The 20,083-nt window shown below is 54.2% G+C and carries 13 protein-coding genes; 5 read left to right on the top strand and 8 right to left on the bottom strand.

The genetic code is table 11. From position 1 onward, the window contains the following. Nucleotides 1–36 precede the first annotated feature (36 nt). From gntX to gntT, 3 genes are all read left to right on the top strand, one after another. Nucleotides 37–720, top strand: coding sequence for a DNA utilization protein GntX (gene gntX / locus GFB57_RS06110; RefSeq protein ID WP_003023511.1), 684 nt, complete (start codon nucleotides 37–39; stop codon nucleotides 718–720). A gap of 58 nt (nucleotides 721–778) precedes the next feature. Further along, on the top strand, nucleotides 779–1,354 hold the full coding sequence (gene nfuA, locus GFB57_RS06105) for a Fe-S biogenesis protein NfuA (protein WP_003023509.1): 576 nt from the start codon (nucleotides 779–781) through the stop codon (nucleotides 1,352–1,354). A 368-nt stretch (nucleotides 1,355–1,722) separates the two neighbouring features. Continuing rightward, on the top strand, nucleotides 1,723–3,039 hold the full coding sequence (gene gntT, locus GFB57_RS06100) for a gluconate transporter (protein ID WP_003023507.1): 1,317 nt from the start codon (nucleotides 1,723–1,725) through the stop codon (nucleotides 3,037–3,039). A 96-nt stretch (nucleotides 3,040–3,135) separates the two neighbouring features. On the opposite strand, the gene malQ is transcribed toward gntT, so the two are convergent. Further along, nucleotides 3,136–5,223 (bottom strand): 4-alpha-glucanotransferase, encoded by a 2,088-nt coding sequence (gene malQ / locus GFB57_RS06095; protein ID WP_003023504.1) that lies wholly within the window; start codon nucleotides 5,221–5,223, stop codon nucleotides 3,136–3,138. 9 nt (nucleotides 5,224–5,232) lie between these two features. Next, the gene (malP, locus tag GFB57_RS06090; protein ID WP_003023502.1) at nucleotides 5,233–7,626 is read right to left on the bottom strand and encodes a maltodextrin phosphorylase; all 2,394 of its coding nucleotides are present in this window, start codon (nucleotides 7,624–7,626) and stop codon (nucleotides 5,233–5,235) included. A gap of 618 nt (nucleotides 7,627–8,244) precedes the next feature. Between malP and malT the strand changes: the two genes are divergently transcribed. Beyond that, nucleotides 8,245–10,950, top strand: coding sequence for an HTH-type transcriptional regulator MalT (malT, locus tag GFB57_RS06085; RefSeq protein ID WP_003023501.1), 2,706 nt, complete (start codon nucleotides 8,245–8,247; stop codon nucleotides 10,948–10,950). A gap of 41 nt (nucleotides 10,951–10,991) precedes the next feature. On the opposite strand, the gene GFB57_RS06080 is transcribed toward malT, so the two are convergent. From GFB57_RS06080 to glpE, 3 genes are all read right to left on the bottom strand, one after another. Next, a complete protein-coding gene (locus tag GFB57_RS06080; protein WP_003023499.1) occupies nucleotides 10,992–11,750 on the bottom strand; it encodes a DeoR/GlpR family transcriptional regulator in 759 nt (252 codons plus the stop codon). Between the two features lie 95 nt (nucleotides 11,751–11,845). After that, a complete protein-coding gene (gene glpG / locus GFB57_RS06075) occupies nucleotides 11,846–12,676 on the bottom strand; it encodes a rhomboid family intramembrane serine protease GlpG (RefSeq protein WP_003023496.1) in 831 nt (276 codons plus the stop codon). A gap of 75 nt (nucleotides 12,677–12,751) precedes the next feature. After that, nucleotides 12,752–13,078 (bottom strand): thiosulfate sulfurtransferase GlpE, encoded by a 327-nt coding sequence (glpE, locus tag GFB57_RS06070; RefSeq protein ID WP_003023495.1) that lies wholly within the window; start codon nucleotides 13,076–13,078, stop codon nucleotides 12,752–12,754. Nucleotides 13,079–13,276: 198 nt separating this feature from the next. Here glpE and glpD point away from each other — a divergent pair, with 198 nt between their 5' ends. Then, the gene (glpD, locus tag GFB57_RS06065; RefSeq protein WP_003023494.1) at nucleotides 13,277–14,785 is read left to right on the top strand and encodes a glycerol-3-phosphate dehydrogenase; all 1,509 of its coding nucleotides are present in this window, start codon (nucleotides 13,277–13,279) and stop codon (nucleotides 14,783–14,785) included. Nucleotides 14,786–14,875: 90 nt separating this feature from the next. On the opposite strand, the gene glgP is transcribed toward glpD, so the two are convergent. From glgP to glgC, 3 genes are read right to left on the bottom strand one after another with little or no spacing between them, the layout of a single operon-like run. Next, nucleotides 14,876–17,323, bottom strand: coding sequence for a glycogen phosphorylase (gene glgP / locus GFB57_RS06060; RefSeq protein ID WP_003023492.1), 2,448 nt, complete (start codon nucleotides 17,321–17,323; stop codon nucleotides 14,876–14,878). A 19-nt stretch (nucleotides 17,324–17,342) separates the two neighbouring features. Next, nucleotides 17,343–18,776: a glycogen synthase GlgA gene (glgA, locus tag GFB57_RS06055; protein WP_003023490.1), complete on the bottom strand. Its 1,434-nt coding sequence runs from the start codon at nucleotides 18,774–18,776 to the stop codon at nucleotides 17,343–17,345. Then, a complete protein-coding gene (gene glgC, locus GFB57_RS06050; protein ID WP_003023489.1) occupies nucleotides 18,776–20,071 on the bottom strand; it encodes a glucose-1-phosphate adenylyltransferase in 1,296 nt (431 codons plus the stop codon). Before glgC ends, glgA begins: the two co-directional genes overlap by 1 nt. Nucleotides 20,072–20,083: the final 12 nt, after the last annotated feature.

Here is a 20,083-nt window from a genome sequence, read left to right as displayed (position 1 = left end):
AGTTATTGTTCTCTTTTAGCCTGAAAGGATGCATCTATGCTAACAGTACCGGGATTGTGCTGGCTATGCCGAATGCCCCTGACGTTAGGGCATTGGGGGATCTGCTCAGTCTGTACGCGGGCAACGCGCCAACACGCCAGCCTATGCCCCCAATGTGGACTCCCTGCCGCTCATACCGTCATTCCCTGTGGGCGCTGTCTGCAAAAACCGCCGCCGTGGCAGCGGCTGGTCACCGTCAGCGACTATGTTCCGCCGTTGAGCGGGCTTATCCACCAGCTCAAGTTTTCGCGACGCAGCGAAACAGCCTCCGCTCTTTCGCGTTTGCTGTTGCTGGAGGTACTACAGGCCCGGCGCGTCAGCGCTCTTCCTCTGCCAGACAGGCTGGTCAGCGTCCCGCTCTGGCAACGCCGACACTGGCGCAGAGGGTTTAATCAGAGCGATTTACTGTGCCGTCCGCTTGCACGCTGGCTGGGTTGCGACTGGGACAGCCAGACCGTCTCGCGGGTTCGGGCAACCGCCACGCAGCACCATCTCAGCGCCCGATTACGTAAACGTAACCTGAAAAATGCCTTTCGCCTTGAATTGCCGGTGCAGGGACTCCATATGGTTATTGTGGATGATGTCGTCACTACCGGAAGTACCGTCGCGGAAATCGCGCAGCTGCTTTTACGCAACGGCGCGGCGACTGTCCAGGTATGGTGCCTGTGTCGAACCTTGTAGAGCCTCGATGATGGGCGTATTATAACCAAGTAAAATAGTCAACTATTAGGCCATTACTATGATCCATATTTCCGATGCTGCACAAGCGCACTTTGCCAAACTGCTGGCAAATCAGGAAGAAGGGACACAAATCCGCGTATTTGTGATTAATCCCGGCACGCCTAACGCTGAATGCGGCGTTTCTTATTGTCCGCCGGACGCCGTGGAAGCAACCGACACCGCCATTAAATTTGACCTGCTGACCGCATATGTTGATGAACTGAGCGCACCGTATCTGGAAGATGCAGAAATCGATTTCGTTACCGACCAGTTAGGCTCCCAGCTGACCCTGAAAGCACCAAACGCCAAAATGCGTAAAGTTGCCGATGATGCGCCGCTGATGGAACGCGTGGAGTACATGCTGCAATCGCAGATCAACCCACAGCTGGCTGGCCACGGTGGTCGCGTATCTCTGATGGAAATCACCGATGAAGGCTACGCCATTCTGCAGTTTGGCGGCGGCTGTAACGGCTGTTCAATGGTCGATGTGACGCTGAAAGAAGGTATCGAGAAGCAGCTGCTGGCTGAATTCCCTGAACTGAAAGGCGTTCGCGATTTAACCGAACACCAGCGCGGCGAGCACTCTTACTACTAACGACCAGACTTGTAGGCCCGGTAAGACGCATCCGCGTCGCCACCGGGCATCGATGCCGGATGGTAGCGTAAACGCTTTATCCGGCCTACGCCCTTACATTTCTCTGCACGTACCCTGTAATAATCCCCTGCATAATTTGACCAGCCTCTCATAATTTAAATTTTGCCTGCCCAGGTGATTTTCAAGCGCCACATGTTACCCGTATCATTCGTATCAGCACCTAACACACACATAATAGCCAGCTAAACTGATTAGTTTTGCAGGCAACCAGCATTGGTGCTGAGAATACTCTGTTCCCGGTCGGGACAATCGGAATTTGTCATCTAAACACTGACGTTACCCATAACAAAGTTAAGGCCAGGTAAATCATGCCATTAGTCATCGTTGCTATCGGTGTAATCTTGTTACTCCTCCTGATGATCCGTTTCAAAATGAACGGTTTCATCGCTCTCGTCCTGGTGGCGCTTGCTGTCGGATTGATGCAAGGGATGCCACTGGATAAAGTCATCGGTTCAATTAAAGCCGGCGTCGGCGGAACCCTTGGCAGCCTCGCCCTGATTATGGGTTTTGGCGCCATGCTGGGCAAAATGCTGGCAGACTGCGGCGGCGCACAGCGCATCGCAACCACGCTGATTGCTAAATTCGGCAAAAAACATATTCAATGGGCGGTGGTATTAACCGGCTTCACCGTTGGTTTTGCCCTGTTCTACGAAGTTGGTTTCGTACTAATGCTGCCGCTGGTGTTCACCATTGCCGCTGCTGCCAATATCCCGCTGCTGTACGTTGGCGTGCCAATGGCTGCGGCACTGTCCGTAACGCACGGCTTCCTGCCACCGCACCCGGGTCCAACCGCTATTGCCACCATTTTCCACGCAGATATGGGTAAAACCCTGCTGTTTGGTACGATTCTGGCAATCCCGACCGTTATTCTCGCCGGTCCGGTATACGCACGTTTCCTGAAAGGCATTGATAAGCCAATCCCGGAAGGTCTGTACAGCGCAAAAACCTTCACTGAAGAAGAGATGCCAGGCTTTGGCGTCAGCGTCTGGACCTCTCTGGTCCCGGTTATTCTGATGGCAATGCGCGCCGTGGCGGAGATGATTCTGCCGAAAGGTCATGCTTTCCTGACGGTTGCAGAATTCCTCGGTGACCCGGTCATGGCAACGCTGATTGCAGTGCTGATTGCGATGTTCACGTTTGGTCTGAACCGCGGACGTTCGATGGATCAGATTAACGACACGCTGGTGTCTTCAATCAAAATCATTGCGATGATGCTGTTGATCATCGGCGGCGGCGGTGCCTTCAAACAGGTTCTGGTTGATAGCGGCGTGGACAAATACATCGCCTCAATGATGCACGGCTCTAACGTGTCTCCGCTGCTGATGGCATGGTCTATCGCTGCAGTACTGCGTATCGCATTGGGTTCCGCAACCGTTGCAGCGATCACCGCTGGTGGGATAGTGGCGCCGCTGATTGCAACAACCGGCGTAAGCCCTGAGCTGATGGTTATTGCGGTTGGTTCCGGTTCTGTCATCTTCTCCCACGTGAACGATCCAGGTTTCTGGCTGTTCAAGGAGTACTTCAACCTAACCATCGGTGAAACCATCAAGTCATGGTCAATGCTGGAAACCATTATCTCCGTCTGCGGTCTGGTAGGGTGTCTGCTACTGGGTATGGTGGTCTGATAAAACGGTGCCGGGTGGCGCTTCGCTTACCCGGCCTACCGCTGTCATCGTAGGCCGGATAAGACGCACTCTGCGTCGCCATCCGGCAAAATAACACTACTTCTTCTTCGCCGCCGCTTTTCGCCGCTTATCCAAATCCTTAATCAGCTTATTCACTCTCTCATCGGCGAACATCTGCTCCAGCGTGGCGGTGAGCTTACGCCGCCAGTTTTTGTACTGGTCGCTGGTCCCCGGAATGTTAACCGGTTCAGCCATATCCAGCCAGTCTTCCGGTTGTAGGCCCAGCAGCGCACTGTTGCTGTCAGCGATGTAGCGTTGCATGCCGCGATTAAGAATCGGCGTCATCGACATCAGGGATGCCTTGTGACCGGCACGTTTTGGCAGGCAGCCGTATTTGTGCAGCGCGTCCAGCAGCCCCTGTTTCGCCAGTTCTCGGTCCTGATACAACCCGCGCAGCACGACTTCATCCGGATACAGGCCCAGTGCTTTACCCAGCGTCAAATCGCCGCTATCCCAATAACCTTTAAGCGTAGGTAGGTCATGCGTCGCCGCGACTGCCATTGATTGTTCCGGGTACGCTTTCGGCGTACGGAAGTTTTTCTCATGGTCATTCTCGAAATAAAGCACTTTGTAGGAGTACACGCCGCTGTCGCGCAGCTTGCTGACGATCTCCACCGGCACAGTACCCAGATCCTCACCAATTACCATGCAGTGATGACGTTTACTCTCCAGCGCCAGAATTGAAAACAGGTCATCGACCGGATAGTGCACGTAAGCGCCGTGATCGGCAGTTTCACCGTAGGGGATCCACCACAGACGCAGCATCGACATAACATGGTCGATACGCAGCGCACCGCAGTTCTGCATATTGGCGCGCAGCAGTTCGATAAACGGTTCGTAGGCGCGTGCCGTGATGATGTGCGGATCCATCGGCGGCAGCCCCCAGTTTTGTCCGAGCGGACCGAGAATATCCGGCGGCGCACCAACCGAGGCTTTCAGGCAATACAGCTCGCGGTCGCACCAGGTTTCCGCCCCACCTTCGGCCACGCCAACCGCCAGATCGCGATACAGTCCAATCGGCATCGCAAAACTCTGGCTGGTTTTCCAGCAGTCAGCAAACTGGGTATACGCCAGCCACTGTAACCACAGGTAGAAATCCACATCGTCACGATGTTCTTCGCAGAAGCGTTTTACCTCTGGCGAGTCCACTGACTGGAAAGCTTCCGGCCACACCGGCCATCCCCAGCGTAATGCGTCCTCTTTGACCTGATGCGCATGCAGCGCATCAAAGGCTGCCTGCCAGTAGAGGCTGTCCCCTTCCTGAGACACAAACTGGCGAAATGCCGCCATCTGCTCATCATCACGTGCAGAGAAGCTTTTCCACGCCATACGTAGCGCCGTCATCTTCAGTGCAGTAACGGCAGAATAATCAACCCACTCGGCATCGCGCGCACGTTGCAGAGCTTGCTGAGTCGCGGGTTTCTGCCACCACGCCTGCGCCTCTTTACTCAGGCGGAAATCGTCTACGGCGTTCACATCAATATAAATCACGTTCAACCAGCGGCGTGAAGACGGGCTGTACGGGCTGGCGCTCTCCGGGTTAGCCGGATACAGCGCGTGAATAGGATTAAGCCCGATAAACGCGCCGCCGCGTTGCGCCACATCTACCAGCATGGCGCGGAGATCGCCAAAGTCGCCAATCCCCCAGTTCTTTTCTGATCGCAGGGTGTAGAGCTGAACGCATGCGCCCCACAGCTTCTGCCCGGCTAACAGCGCCTGCGGTTCATAGCAGCGTTTTGGCGCCACGATGATACGACAATGGGTACGCAGCTCGCCCTGAGTCAGGGTCAACGTGTGATACCCCTCCGGCAGCTTCGCCGGAAGAGTGAAAGATTTACCGCCGACGGCATGCCCTTTGTGCTGCACGCCCTCTTCGGTGGTCAGCAGCCAGTTAAACTCTCCGCTTCCCTCAACCGCCAGCGGCATTTTCTTGCCAGCGGTGTAGACCATGACATTCGGCACCGGAATTACCGCCACCTGAGTGGCAGCGGTGGTGCGATGCATGGCGTCAAGCAAACGCCGTTTGGTTTCGGCACCAATAGACTGCGGTTTACCGTGGGCATTAATGTAATTGGGGCTGATCCCCGCCGCCAGCGCGGCATTATCCAGACGTTTGCTTTCCATCGCGATTCCTTAACGTTTCGCCTGCCAGATACGAGCCTGATAATCGCGGATGGAGCGATCCGAGCTGAACATGCCGCAACGTGCGGTATTCAGAATCGCCGCCCGGGTCCAGGCTTCCTGGTCACGATACAACACGTCAACCTGCTTCTGAGCTTCAACGTAGGCCGCGAAGTCCGCCATCACCAGATACGGGTCGCCGCCCTGCTTGCCGATACTGTGCAGCATCTGGTCAAAGGCATGCTTGTCGCCGTCGCTGTATTTCCCGCTTTCCAACTCTTTCAGGACAGCATCCAGCACTTTGTCTTTTTTACGCCATTTCACCGGGTCGTAGCCTTTGGCTTTGAGCACCTTCACCTCTTCCACGGTATGACCAAAGATAAAGATATTCTCGTCACCCACCTTCTCGGCGATTTCGACGTTTGCGCCATCCAGCGTACCAACGGTTAACGCACCATTCAGCGCCAGCTTCATGTTACCGGTACCGGAAGCCTCTTTCCCTGCGGTTGAAATCTGCTCAGAGATATCCGCCGCCGGGATCAGCATTTCCGCCGCCGAGACACAATAATCCGGCAGGAAGACGACCTTCAGCTTGTCGCCAACTTTCGGGTCGTTATTGATAGTTTGTGCAACCTGGTTGATGGCGAAGATGATATTTTTCGCCAGGTAGTAACCTGGAGCAGCTTTTGCGCCAAACAGGAATACGCGCGGCACGCGATCTGCCTGCGGGTTGTCACGGATTTCTTTGTACAACGCCAGAATATGCAGCAGGTTGAGGTGCTGACGCTTGTATTCATGCAGACGTTTAATCTGAATATCAAAGATAGCGTTAGTCGTTATTTCAATACCGGTACGCGCTTTAATAAACTTCACCAGGCGCTCTTTGTTCGCCAGCTTGATGTCGCGATACTGCTGACGGAACTTCGCGTCGTCGGCATATTTTTCCAGGTTAATCAACTGGTCGAGGTCGTTGGCCCACTCTTTTTTCAGCGTTTTATCCAGCAGTGCGGCAAGCGCCGGGTTGCACTGCTTAATCCAGCGACGTGGGGTAATCCCATTGGTGACGTTATGGAATTTGTTCGGCCAGAGCTGGTGATATTCAGGGAACAGATCTTTCACCACCAGATCGGAGTGCAGCGCCGCCACACCGTTAACAGCAAAGCCGCTGACCACGCACATGTTAGCCATGCGCACCTGTTTGTTGTGCACCACCGCCAGCTTCGCCCAGACTTCAGCATCACCCGGCCAGGTTTTATCGACCAACGTCTTAAAGCGCTCGTTGATCTCTTTGATGATTTGCATATGGCGCGGCAGTAGCGCTTTCACCAGCTTCTCGTCCCAGCACTCCAGCGCCTCTGGCATAAGGGTGTGGTTGGTGTAAGCAAAGGTTTTGCTGGTAATGGCCCACGCATCGTCCCAGCTCATCTGGTGCTCATCAATCAGCACGCGCAGCAGCTCAGGAATGGCAATGGTCGGGTGAGTATCGTTGAGCTGAATAACTTCAAAATCAGCCAGCTCATGCAGTTTACGCCCTGCCAGATGATGGCGGCGCAGAATGTCAGCTACGGAACAGGCACACTGGAAGTACTGCTGCATCAGGCGCAGCTTTTTACCCGCGGTGTGGTTATCGTTCGGGTACAGCACTTTCGTCAGTTTTTCGGCGTCGATGCCCTGCTGCTCTGCGCGCAGGAAATCACCGTCGTTAAATTTGGTCAGGTTAAACGGATGCGCGTGGCTGGCCTGCCACAGACGCAGCGGTTGCGCTACGCCGTTACGGTAGCCGAGAACTGGCAGATCCCAGGCCTGACCGGTGATGGTAAAACCTGGCTCCCAGTGGCCTTCTTTGCTGACCTTACCGCCAATCCCAACCTGCACATCCAGCGCCTCGTTGTGACGGAACCACGGGTAGCTGCCACGATGCCAGTCATCCGGGGCTTCCATCTGTTGCCCATCGGCAAACGACTGACGGAACAGGCCGTACTGGTAGTTGAGGCCATAGCCCGTCGCCGACTGGCCGACAGTCGCCATCGAATCGAGGAAGCAGGCTGCCAGGCGTCCCAATCCACCGTTACCCAACGCCGGATCGGTCTCTTCTTCCAGCAGGTCGGTCAGGTTGACGTCATGTGCTTTCAGCTCATCGCTCACCTCCTGATACCAGCCGAGGTTGAGTAAGTTATTGCCGGTCAGACGGCCAATCAAAAACTCCATCGAGATGTAGTTAACGTGACGCTGATTTTTTGCCGGTTTCGCCGCAGGCTGGGCGCTGAGTAACTCAGCCAACGCCCCACTCACTGCCTGCCACCACTGGCGCGACGTCATTTCTTGAGCCGACAGTAAACCGAAGCGCTGCCACTGACGCGTCAGGGCAGCCTGAAATTGATCTTTGTTGAAAGTAGGCTGTGACATAGGGGTTCCAGATCCTTAGGTAATAAAACAACGTTATCGCTAGTTTGCCTGGCTCGTTGTTGACATTCCTCATCCTGGCACGGATTAGGGAGGGAGGAGGAGCGGGGATGAGCATAAAAGTGTGATCTCCGCCACTTAAAGGGGGCGTAATCACCCGTAAATTCGCGCAAACCGTGCATAACGCTCTTTGAATGACGCATTAATAACAAAGGATTAATCGACAATATCAAATAGTGGAGTGACGATGAGAAACAAAATGTAAATAGAGAAATAGTTTCTAACCTGAAATATCTATGCCGGGTAAGATAATTCACATAAAAATTTTAAGTCGGCCACAAAATTCGTCGATTTTGATTAGCCGCCTGGGTAACCATATAAAAACAGAGGGATTTTTCGACACATTAAAAATTACAACGGATCCAGTCGCCACGCCTGTTGCGACTCTTTAAAACAATTATTGCAATAGATGTATAGATTTGTGACATAGTGCAAAATCAGACACACAAAAAGTCCGCTTAGCTTGCATAAAACACCAATCTGGCCGACCTTATATCTATTAATTACGAAGCGCAAAAAAAATCATTCTTCCCTATTTTCACACAGTGAAGTGACTAACTTATGTTGATTCCGTCTAAATTAAGTCGTCCGGTTCGACTCGACCATACGGTGGTTCGTGAGCGCCTGTTGGCTAAACTTTCCGGCGTGAACAATTTCAGGCTTGCCCTGATAACAAGTCCTGCTGGTTATGGAAAAACAACGCTGGTTTCACAATGGGCGGCGGGGAAGAACGACTTAGGTTGGTACTCTCTGGATGAAGGCGATAATCAACAAGAGCGCTTTGCCAGCTATCTGATCGCCGCCATCCAACAGGCAACGGGTGGACATTGCACCACCAGCGAAGCGATGGTGCAAAAGCGCCAGTACGCCAGTCTGACGTCACTGTTTGCCCAGCTATTTATCGAACTGGCCGAGTGGCACCGTCCGCTCTACCTGGTGGTGGATGATTATCATCTGATCTCCAATCCAGCTATTCACGAAGCGATGCGTTTCTTCCTGCGTCACCAGCCTGAAAACCTCACGCTGGTCGTACTGTCGCGCAACCTGCCGCAGTTGGGTATTGCCAATCTGCGGGTGCGCGATCAACTGCTGGAAATAGGCAGCCAACAGCTGGCCTTTAACCATCAGGAAGCCAAACAATTTTTCGACCGACGTTTGTCCTCTCCCATTGAAGCGGCAGAAAGCAGCCGGATGTGCGATGACGTTGCTGGCTGGGCCACAGCGTTACAGCTGATCGCCCTCTCCGCCCGCCAGAACAACCATTCTGCGCACCAGTCCGCACGCCGTCTCGCGGGGATCAACGCCAGCCATTTGTCCGATTATCTGGTTGATGAAGTGCTGGACAGCGTCGACCTCGGCACCCGTCACTTCCTGCTGAAAAGCGCCATTCTGCGTTCCATGAACGATGCGCTGATCGTCCGCGTTACCGGGGAAGAAAATGGCCAGATGCGGCTGGAAGAAATTGAGCGCCAGGGGTTATTCCTGCAGCGGATGGATGACGTTGGCGAGTGGTTCAGCTATCACCCGCTGTTTGGCAGCTTTTTACGCCAGCGCTGCCAATGGGAGTTGGCGAACGAACTGCCCGAAATACACCGCGCCGCCGCCGAAAGCTGGATGGCGCAAGGCTTCCCCAGCGAAGCTATCCACCACGCGCTGGCGGCCGGTGACGCCCATATGCTGCGCGATATCCTGCTTAATCATGCGTGGGGACTGTTTAACCACAGCGAGCTGACGTTACTGGAAGAGTCGCTGAAAGCCCTGCCGTGGGAAAGCCTGCTGGAAAATCCGCGTCTGGTTCTGCTACAGGCCTGGCTGATGCAGAGCCAGCACCGCTACGGAGAGGTTAACACCCTGCTGGCGCGCGCAGAGCAGGAAATAAAAGGCGACATGGAACCAACGCTGCACGCCGAATTCAACGCTTTACGGGCGCAGGTAGCGATTAACGATGGCAACCCTGACGAAGCCGAACGCCTGGCAAAACTGGCGCTGGATGAATTACCCATCGCCTGGTTCTATAGTCGTATCGTCGCCACCTCGGTGCACGGCGAAGTCCTGCACTGTAAGGGCGATCTCACGCGCTCTCTGGCGTTAATGCAGCAAACCGAGCAAATGGCACGTCATCATGACGTCTGGCATTACGCACTGTGGAGCCTTATCCAGCAAAGCGAAATTTTGTTTGCCCAAGGCTTTTTACAGGCCGCCTGGGAGACTCAGGAAAAAGCGTTCCAACTGATCAAAGAGCAGCACCTGGAACAGCTGCCGATGCACGAGTTCCTGGTGCGCATTCGTGCGCAGCTACTGTGGGCATGGGCGCGTCTGGACGAATCAGAAGCCTCTGCCCGTAGCGGTATTGAACTGCTTTCCACTTTCCAGCCGCAGCAGCAGCTACAGTGTCTGGCGCTGCTGGTTCAGTGTTCACTTGCGCGGGGCGATCTTGATAACGCTCGCAGCCTGCTCAACCGTCTGGAAAACCTGCTGGGCAACGGTCACTATCACAGCGACTGGATCTCCAACGCCGATAAGGTGCGGGTGATTTACTGGCAAATGGTGAGCGACAAAAACTCTGCCGCCAACTGGCTGCGCCACACGCCGAAACCAGAATTCGCCAATAACCACTTCCTGCAAAGCCAGTGGCGCAACATCGCTCGCGCGCAAATCCTGTTGGGTGAGTTTGAACCGGCTGAAATTGTGCTGGAAGAGTTGAATGAAAATGCGCGCAATCTGCGCCTGATGAGCGATCTGAACCGTAACCTGCTGCTGCTTAATCAGCTCTACTGGCAGGCAGGGCGCAAAAATGACGCCCAGCGTGTGTTACTCGACGCCCTACAGCTGGCGAACCGCACCGGGTTTATCAGCCACTTTGTTATTGAAGGCGAGGCCATGGCGCAACAACTGCGTCAGCTGATTCAGCTCAATACCTTACCGGAACTCGATCAGCACCGCGCCCAGCGCATTTTGCGTGAAATTAACCAGCATCATCGCCATAAATTCGCCCACTTCGATGAAGGGTTCGTTGAGCGTCTGCTGACTCACCCGGAAGTACCGGAGCTTATCCGCACCAGCCCGCTGACCCAGCGCGAATGGCAGGTTCTGGGACTAATTTATTCGGGCTACAGCAACGAGCAGATCGCCGCAGAGCTGGCCGTCGCGGCAACGACCATCAAGACGCACATCCGCAATTTGTACCAAAAGCTCGGCGTCGCACACCGCCAGGATGCGGTGCAACATGCGCAGAAGCTGCTGAAAATGATGGGATACGGCGTTTAGTTAATGCCTGATACGCGACGCTTATCAGGCCTGGAATTACCTTAGCACAGCTCTAACTGAATATGATGGTCAGCAATCACCTGCATCACACCAGCAGGCGGCAGCGTATCGGTATACACCGCATCCACCATGCTGATGCTGCCCATATTCACCATCGCGTTACGCCCAAACTTCGAGTGGTCCACCACCAGCATCACATGACGTGAATTCTCAATGATCGCGCGTTTGGTGCGAACTTCGTGATAATCAAATTCCAGCAGCGAACCATCGCTGTCGATACCGCTGATGCCTAAGATGCCGAAGTCCAGACGGAACTGAGAAATAAAGTCGAGAGTCGCTTCGCCCATAATACCGCCGTCGCGGCTACGCAGTTCGCCACCGGCGAGGATTATGCGGAAATCCTCTTTCGCCATCAGCGTATTCGCCACATTGAGGTTGTTGGTCACAATGCGTAAATTGCTGTGATTGAGCAGCGCGTGAGCCACCGCTTCCGGCGTGGTTCCGATATCAATAAACAGCGTAGAACCGTTCGGGATCTGCGTGGCAACTTTGCGGGCAATGCGCTCTTTTTCCGCCGTCTGCGTTGCTTTACGGTCATGCCACGGGGTGTTAACGGAGCTGGATGGCAACGCCGCGCCGCCGTGATGGCGCAAAATCATGTTCTGATCGGCCAGATCGTTAAGATCGCGGCGAATCGTCTGCGGGCTGACGGAGAAATGCTCCACCAGCTCTTCAGTACTGACGTATCCCTGTTTTTTTACCAGCTCGATAATCGCGTCATGTCGTTGTGTTTGCTTCATTATTGTTCCCTGAAATTTTGCCGGATGCGCTGACGCTTATCCGGCCTACAAATTGGTCCAAACGCACACCGCCTTCCGGCACCACAAAACTTGAATCAAGTTCGTTTTCGTACATTTATAGTATCGGCAAACGCCATTGCCAAACCCACGGCCAACCCGGCGATATGAGCGCCATTCGCCATCGACATGCCGAATAGATCAAACCAACCGGCAACAATCCAGATCAAGGCAAAGATAATCAAACCACGCTGCAGGAAAATACCGCTCTGCGGATCGCGCTCGCCGCGCAACCACACGTAGCCCATCAGCGCATATACCACGCCAGACAATCCACCAAACCACGGGCCGCTAAATTTCTGCTGAACATAGCCGCTCAACAGGGCGCTGATCACGGTAATAACAATCAGTTTTCCACTGCCCAGACGCTTTTCAACCGCACCGCCGAGATACCACCACCACAGCAGGTTGAACAGAATATGCATCAGCGAGAAGTGCATAAAAGCGTGGGTGAAATAACGCCAGAATTCAAATTTCAGCGAAGGGTCAAACGGCCATGCCAGCCAGAGCATCACAGCCTGGTCGCCCAGCACGTTCATCGCGATAAACACCAGCACACACGCGGCCATCACCAACCAGGTTACCGGACCTGCGCGTTCGCGCAATGTGGCCAGGAACGGATAACGTTGGTAGCGCAGACCGCTGTCGGTCTGACCCGACTGCCAGCTTGCCGCGAGGTAGCGCGGATCGCCCGGATTTTCCAGAAACCGCACCAGTTCAGCGTGCACGCGCTGAGCCTGGGACTCATCCGCCAGCCAGACATCCGTTTGCTGATGTTGTTGAATCGTCAGGATAACGCCCTGTGTCGCCATATAATCAACGAATGCCTGCGCCACGCGGGGGTTAGCAAAAGAGGTAATCATCAACATGGTTGCTGTCGCTTATTCCACACAAAAGAGGACAGTATATCTATCCTGCCCGTTTCAGGCTGCATCTTTGTTAGCTTACGAACCGTATGCCACTTCTGCCGGAAAATGTCGATGCCAGGCATCGAAGCCGCCGTCAACGCTGTAAACCGCGTCATAGCCCTGCTGCAGAAGATATTGCGCCGCGCCTTTACTGCTGTTGCCGTGATAACACATCACCAACACGGCAGTGTCGAAATCATGCTCGCGCATAAATGATCCCAGCGTGTCGTTCGTCAAATGAAATGCCTGTGGGGCATGGCCCATTGCATAGCTTTGCGGGTCGCGAATATCCACTAACACCGCCGCCCCCTGATGCAGCTTCTGATGCGCTTCTTCGACATTAATACATTCAAACTGATCCATTGCTCTCTCTTCTTTTTATGGCAGGTGACGTTTTTCGGACATGTTACTGCTTAGTGTACGTCCCGACGGCAGTTAAACGCCATAATGTTATATGTATCACTGTAAATTGTTTATCCGATGTTACCAATGGCGCGATTCTTTGCTATTATGCTCGATAACGAACATTAATGAGCTATAACGAAAGTGCGAGAGGCCAGCATGGAAACCAAAGATCTGATTGTGATAGGTGGAGGCATCAACGGTGCCGGTATCGCGGCAGATGCCGCTGGACGCGGTTTATCCGTGCTGATGCTGGAAGCGCAGGATTTAGCCTGCGCCACCTCTTCCGCTAGCTCCAAACTCATCCACGGTGGCCTGCGCTACCTGGAACACTACGAATTTCGTCTGGTGAGCGAAGCGCTGGCCGAACGTGAAGTGCTGTTGAAAATGGCACCACACATCGCCTTCCCGATGCGCTTTCGTCTGCCCCACCGCCCGCACCTGCGTCCGGCGTGGATGATCCGCATTGGTTTGTTTATGTACGATCATCTGGGCAAACGCACCAGTTTGCCAAGTTCTACCGGTTTGCGTTTTGGCGCAGATTCCGTAATGAAACCTGAGATTGTGCGCGGTTTCGAATATTCTGACTGCTGGGTAGACGATGCACGACTGGTTTTGGCAAACGCCCAAATGGTCGTACGCAAAGGCGGAGAAGTATTAACCCGCACTCGCGCCACCTCTGCTCGCCGTGAAAACGGTTTGTGGATTGTTGAAGCTGAAGATATCGATACCGGCAAAAAACACACCTGGCAGGCGCGTGGCCTAGTCAACGCCACCGGTCCGTGGGTGAAAGAGTTCTTTGACGACGGTATGCACCTGCCATCACCGTACGGTATTCGCCTGATTAAAGGCAGCCACATCGTGGTGCCGCGTGTACATACCCAGAAGCAGGCTTATATTCTGCAAAACGAAGATAAACGCATTGTGTTTGTCATCCCATGGATGGACGAATTCTCGATCATCGGGACGACAGACGTTGAATACAAAGGCGATCCGAAAGCCGTGAAAATTGATGAAAGCGAGATCAATTACCTGCTGAAGGTTTACAACGCGCACTTTAAGAAGCAGCTGGGCCGTGATGATATCGTCTGGACTTACTCGGGCGTGCGTCCGCTGTGCGATGACGAGTCTGACTCACCGCAGGCGATCACCCGTGATTACACGCTGGATATCCACGACGAAAACGGCAAAGCGCCGCTGCTGTCGGTCTTTGGCGGTAAGCTGACGACCTATCGTAAGCTGGCTGAACATGCGATGGAAAAACTGGCGTCGTACTATCAGGGCATCGGCCCGGCGTGGACCAAAGAGTGCATTCTGCCCGGCGGTGACATTGGCGGCGATCGCGAAGACTACGCGGCCAAACTGCGCCGTCGCTACCCGTTCCTGACCGAGTCGCTGGCGCGCCATTATTCTCGCACCTACGGCAGCAACACCGAATGGGTCATCGGCGAAGCCACCTCGCTTGCCGAGTTAGGTGAAGACTTTGGCCATGAGTTTTATGAAGCCGAGCTGAAATATCTGGTCGATCACGAATGGGTTCGTCGTGCAGAAGATGCGTTGTGGCGTCGCACGAAAGAAGGTATGTGGCTGAACGCTGAGCAGCAGTCGCGCATGACCCAGTGGCTGGCAGAATACATTGAGAAGCACCAGCTGTCGCTGGCGTCCTGATAAAAATGCCGGATGGCGGCGACGCTTTATCCGGCCTACAAAAGTGCATAAACGTAGGCCGGGCAAGCGAAGCGCCCCCGGCCTCGTGTTTTACAACCGCACCGAATCAATATGCCAGATGTTTTCGGCGTACTCTTTGATCGTCCTGTCCGATGAGAAGTAACCCATGTTGGCGATATTAATCATCGATTTGGTAGTCCACTCTTCCGGGTGACGATACAGTTCATCAACCTTATCCTGACAATCAACGTAACTGCGATAATCCGCCAGCACCTGATAGTGGTCGCCAAAGTTGATCAATGAGTCCACCAGGTCGCGATAGCGTCCCGGCTCCTCCGGGCTGAATACGCCGCTGCCGATCTGCGTCAGCACCTGGTGCAACTCCTCGTCTTTCTCGTAATATTCACGCGGCTTATAGCCTTGACTACGCAAGGCTTCAACCTCTTCCGCCGTATTACCAAAGATAAAGATATTTTCTGCGCCCACATGTTCCAGCATCTCGACGTTGGCACCATCCAGCGTACCGATGGTCAACGCGCCATTCAGCGCAAATTTCATGTTACTGGTCCCGGAGGCTTCGGTCCCGGCCAGTGAAATCTGCTCAGACAGGTCGGCAGCTGGAATTATTACCTGCGCCAGGCTGACGCTGTAATTGGGGATAAACACCACTTTCAGTTTGTCGCCAATTTGCGGATCGTTATTGATCACTTTTGCGACGTCGTTGATCAGATGAATGATGTGCTTCGCCATGTAATAGGCCGAAGCCGCTTTACCGGCGAAGATATTCACACGCGGCACCCACTCGGCGTCAGGATCGGCCTTAATGCGGTTGTAGCGGGTGATCACATGCAGCACGTTCATCAGCTGACGTTTGTATTCGTGAATACGCTTGATCTGTACGTCAAACAGCGATTTCGGATTCACTACCACGTTAAGCTGCTGGGCAATGAGCGTGGCCAGACGTTTTTTGTTCTCCAGCTTCGCCCGGCGTACCGCCTGGTTCACCAACGGGAAATCGCAGTGCTGTTCAAGCTCGCTCAACTGGCTGAGATCGGTACGCCAGGTGCGGCCAATATTCTCATCCAGCACCTCAGAGAGCGGCGGGTTAGCCAGCGCCAGCCAGCGACGCGGCGTCACGCCGTTGGTAACGTTGCAGAAGCGGGTCGGGAAGATCTTCGCAAAGTCAGCAAATAGCGACTGCACCATCAGGTTGGAGTGCAGTTCAGACACACCATTAACCTTGTGGCTCACCACGACCGCCAGCCATGCCATACGCACCCGGCGGCCGTTAGATTCATCGATAATCGACGTCCGCCCCAGCAGACCGGTATCGTTCGGATACTGCTCCTGCAGCGTTTTCAGGAAGTAGTCGTTAATCTCAAAAATGATTTGCAGATGGCGCGGCAGAATTTTGCCCAGCATATCCACCGGCCAGGTCTCCAGCGCTTCGCTCATCAAAGTGTGGTTGGTATACGAGAAAACCTGACAGCACACTTCAAACGCATCATCCCAACTGAACTTGTGCTCATCAATCAACAGACGCATCAGCTCAGGGATCGACAGCACCGGGTGGGTGTCGTTGAGGTGAATGGCGATTTTATCCGCCAGATTATCGTAGGTTTTGTGCAGTTGATAATGACGATTCAGAATGTCCTGCACCGTGGAGGAGACCAGGAAATACTCCTGGCGCAAGCGCAGCTCGCGTCCTGAATAGGTGGAGTCATCCGGATAGAGCACGCGGGAGACGTTCTCGGAGTGGTTTTTATCTTCCACCGCCGCAAAGTAGTCGCCCTGGTTAAATTTACCGAGGTTGATCTCGCTACTGGCCTGGGCATTCCACAGGCGCAGCGTGTTGGTGGCATCGGTGTCGTAACCGGGGATAATCTGGTCGTAGGCAACCGCGAGGATCTCTTCGGTTTCTATCCAGCGCGTTTTCTTGCCTTCCTGCTGTATACGCCCGCCAAAGCGCACTTTGTAGCGCGTATTGTGGCGTTTGAACTCCCATGGGTTACCGTATTCCAGCCAGTAGTCCGGCGACTCTTTCTGTCGGCCATCAACAATGTTTTGCTTGAACATGCCGTAGTCATAACGAATACCGTAGCCGCGTCCCGGCAGTCCCAGCGTTGCCAGTGAGTCCAGGAAGCAGGCCGCCAGGCGCCCGAGGCCGCCGTTGCCAAGACCCGGGTCATTTTCTTCATCGATCAGATCTTCAAGATCCAACCCCATACCTTCCAGCGCATTTTTGACATCGTCATAAATACCCAACGATAACAGTGCATTGGAAAGCGTGCGGCCAATCAAAAACTCCATAGACAGGTAATAAACCTGGCGAGTTTCCTGGGATAATTGCGCACGATTAGAACGCAGCCAGCGCTCCACGAGACGATCGCGCACCGCGAACAACGTGGCGTTCAGCCACTCATGTTTATTGGCAATGACCGGGTCCTTACCAATCGTGAACATCAGCTTGTAGGCGATAGAATGCTTAAGTGCCTCTACGCTGAGTGTGGGCGATGCATAAGTAAATGGAGCATTCATATAGGTGATTCCTGGATATCTATTTCAAGCGATAGTAAAGCTCACGGTATGACTTCGCCGCGACTTGCCAGCTAAAATCCATGGTCATGGCCTGACGTTGTACAAACCGCCACAGCGAAGGCCGGGACCACAATACGAAAGCACGCCGGATCGCGCGTAGTAGCGACCAGGCATTACTATCTTCAAATACAAACCCACTGGCGATACCATCCGCCAGGTTTTCCAGCGAACTGTCAGAGACCGTATCAGCCAGCCCACCGGTGCGCCGCACCAGCGGCAGCGTGCCGTACTTCAGTCCATACAACTGCGTTAAGCCACATGGCTCAAAACGGCTGGGAACCAATATCACATCGGCCCCACCCATGATGCGGTGCGAGAAGGCTTCGTGATAACCAATCTGCACGCCCACTTGCCCCGGATGTTCCGCCGCCGCGGCGAGGAAACCTTCCTGCAACACCGGATCGCCCGCGCCAAGTAACGCCAGTTGCCCCCCCTGCTCTAACAGACCCGGCAGAGCCTCCAGCACCAGATCCAACCCTTTCTGACTGGTCAGGCGACTGACTACGGCAAACAGCGGCACTTTATCGTTAACCTTAAGTCCCATCGCGATCTGTAGCTGCCGTTTGTTCTCCGCCTTTTCTTCCAGAGTGTCACGCGTATAGCGCGACGCCAGCAGCAGGTCGGTTTCCGGGCTCCAGATTTTTTCATCCACACCGTTCAGCACGCCGGAAAGCCGTCCTTCCCGATGACGCTGCTGCAACAGACCTTCCATACCATAGGCAAACTGCGGTTCGGTAATCTCCCGCGCGTAAGTTGGACTCACCGCCGTAATGTGGTCTGCGTAGTACAATCCTGCCTTCAGGAACGAAATCTGGCCGTTAAACTCCAGCCCGTGCACATTAAAGAACGACCATGGCAATTGGATGTCATCCATATGCTTTGCATAAAACATGCCTTGATACGCCAGGTTGTGTACGGTGAACACCGATTTCGCCGGATGGCCGCGCGCCGCCAGATACGCCGGGGCCAGACCGGCATGCCAGTCGTGCGCATGCACCACATCCGGGCGCCAGAATGGGTCAAGGCCGCAGGCCATTTCACATCCGGCCCAGCCAAGCAACGCAAAACGCAGGACGTTATCGGTATACGCAAACAGGTTGGTGTCGTGATACGGGCTACCGGGACGGTCGTAGAGATGCGGCGCGTCAATCAGGTAAATACCCACACCGTTGAAATGCCCGAAAAGCAGCGTGATACGTCCAGCGAAGGTATCGCGACGCGTCACGACCTGTGCATCGGGAATGCCGCGACGAATATCAGGAAACGCCGGGAGCAACACGCGGGCATCCACGCCGTCCGCAATTTGCGCGGCAGGTAACGCCCCAATAACATCCGCCAGTCCCCCGGTTTTTAACAGGGGGAACATCTCTGAACAAACGTGTAAAACCTGCATTATCGCTCCTGTTTGATCTGCAGTTTGCGCAGCATTTCACGCGTGACCAGCACAATGCCTTCCTCTGAACGGTAGAAACGACGCGCATCTTCTTCCGCGTTTTCACCTATCACCATGCCTTCAGGAATAACGCAGGCGCGGTCGATAATGCAACGACGTAAACGGCACGAACGTCCCACCCACACTTCAGGTAACAACACTGCCGAATCAATGTTACAGAATGAATTCACCCGCACTCGCGGGAACAGAACCGACTGCACCACCACCGAACCTGAAATTATGCATCCGCCAGAAACCAGCGAGTTCAGCGTCATTCCGTGGCTACCGGAACGGTCCTGCACAAATTTCGCCGGTGGCAGCGATTCCATGTGCGTTCGGATTGGCCAGTCCTGGTCGTACATATCCAGTTCAGGCGTCACCGAAGCCAGATCAAGGTTCGCCTTCCAGTAGGCTTCCAGCGTCCCCACATCGCGCCAGTACGGTTCGGATTCCGGGTCAGACTGCACGCAGGACAACGGGAATGGATGCGCATATGCCATGCCAGCTTCGGTGATTTTCGGGATAATGTCTTTGCCAAAATCGTGACTGGATTTTTCATCGAGATCATCTTCCGCCAGCAGTTCATACAGATAATCGGCGTTGAAAATGTAGATCCCCATACTGGCAAGAGATTTGGTCGGGTCGCCTGGCATCGCTGGTGGGTTGGCGGGTTTTTCAACGAACTCGATAATTTTATCGGTGTCGTCCACGTCCATCACGCCAAACGCGCTGGCCTCTTCAATAGGCACTGGCATACAGGCCACGGTGCAACGCGCGCCCTTCTCGACGTGGTCGATCAGCATGCGTGAGTAGTCCTGCTTATAAATATGATCGCCCGCGAGGATCACCACGTATTCCGCTTTATAGCGTCGAATGATGTCCAGGTTTTGGGTCACCGCATCCGCCGTTCCGCGATACCAGTTTTCACCCTGCATTCTCTGCTGGGCAGGCAGCAAATCGACAAACTCGTTCATCTCTTCGCTAAAGAACGACCAGCCGCGCTGAATATGCTGCACCAGCGTGTGGGACTGGTACTGAGTGATCACGCCGATACGGCGGATCCCGGAGTTAATACAGTTGGATAAGGCAAAATCGATAATGCGGAACTTACCGCCAAAGTGCACAGCAGGTTTGGCACGTTTGTTGGTCAAATCTTTTAAGCGGGTACCGCGGCCACCGGCCAGGATCAGGGCAACAGATTTTAATGGCAGCTGGCGCGCCAACATTACACGATCGTTCTTCTCTAAACTCACCATGACTAACTCCTT

Source organism: Citrobacter sp. S39, from assembly GCF_009495675.1.
GTDB classification, from domain to species: domain Bacteria; phylum Pseudomonadota; class Gammaproteobacteria; order Enterobacterales; family Enterobacteriaceae; genus Citrobacter; species Citrobacter freundii.
Note: the sequence above shows the minus strand (reverse complement) of the source record. Positions and strands in the feature narration are given on the sequence as shown.

Excerpts from the sequence above, each read along its gene's own strand:
- glgP (WP_003023492.1), bottom strand. The coding sequence starts at position 17,323 with ATGAATGCTCCATTTACTTATGCATCGCCCACACTCAGCGTAGAGGCA.
- glgA (WP_003023490.1), bottom strand. The coding sequence starts at position 18,776 with ATGCAGGTTTTACACGTTTGTTCAGAGATGTTCCCCCTGTTAAAAACC.
- malT (WP_003023501.1), top strand. The coding sequence starts at position 8,245 with ATGTTGATTCCGTCTAAATTAAGTCGTCCGGTTCGACTCGACCATACG.
- glgC (WP_003023489.1), bottom strand. The coding sequence starts at position 20,071 with ATGGTGAGTTTAGAGAAGAACGATCGTGTAATGTTGGCGCGCCAGCTG.
- malP (WP_003023502.1), bottom strand. The coding sequence starts at position 7,626 with ATGTCACAGCCTACTTTCAACAAAGATCAATTTCAGGCTGCCCTGACG.
- glpD (WP_003023494.1), top strand. The coding sequence starts at position 13,277 with ATGGAAACCAAAGATCTGATTGTGATAGGTGGAGGCATCAACGGTGCC.
- nfuA (WP_003023509.1), top strand. The coding sequence starts at position 779 with ATGATCCATATTTCCGATGCTGCACAAGCGCACTTTGCCAAACTGCTG.
- GFB57_RS06080 (WP_003023499.1), bottom strand. The coding sequence starts at position 11,750 with ATGAAGCAAACACAACGACATGACGCGATTATCGAGCTGGTAAAAAAA.
- gntX (WP_003023511.1), top strand. The coding sequence starts at position 37 with ATGCTAACAGTACCGGGATTGTGCTGGCTATGCCGAATGCCCCTGACG.
- glpG (WP_003023496.1), bottom strand. The coding sequence starts at position 12,676 with ATGTTGATGATTACCTCTTTTGCTAACCCCCGCGTGGCGCAGGCATTC.
- gntT (WP_003023507.1), top strand. The coding sequence starts at position 1,723 with ATGCCATTAGTCATCGTTGCTATCGGTGTAATCTTGTTACTCCTCCTG.
- malQ (WP_003023504.1), bottom strand. The coding sequence starts at position 5,223 with ATGGAAAGCAAACGTCTGGATAATGCCGCGCTGGCGGCGGGGATCAGC.
- glpE (WP_003023495.1), bottom strand. The coding sequence starts at position 13,078 with ATGGATCAGTTTGAATGTATTAATGTCGAAGAAGCGCATCAGAAGCTG.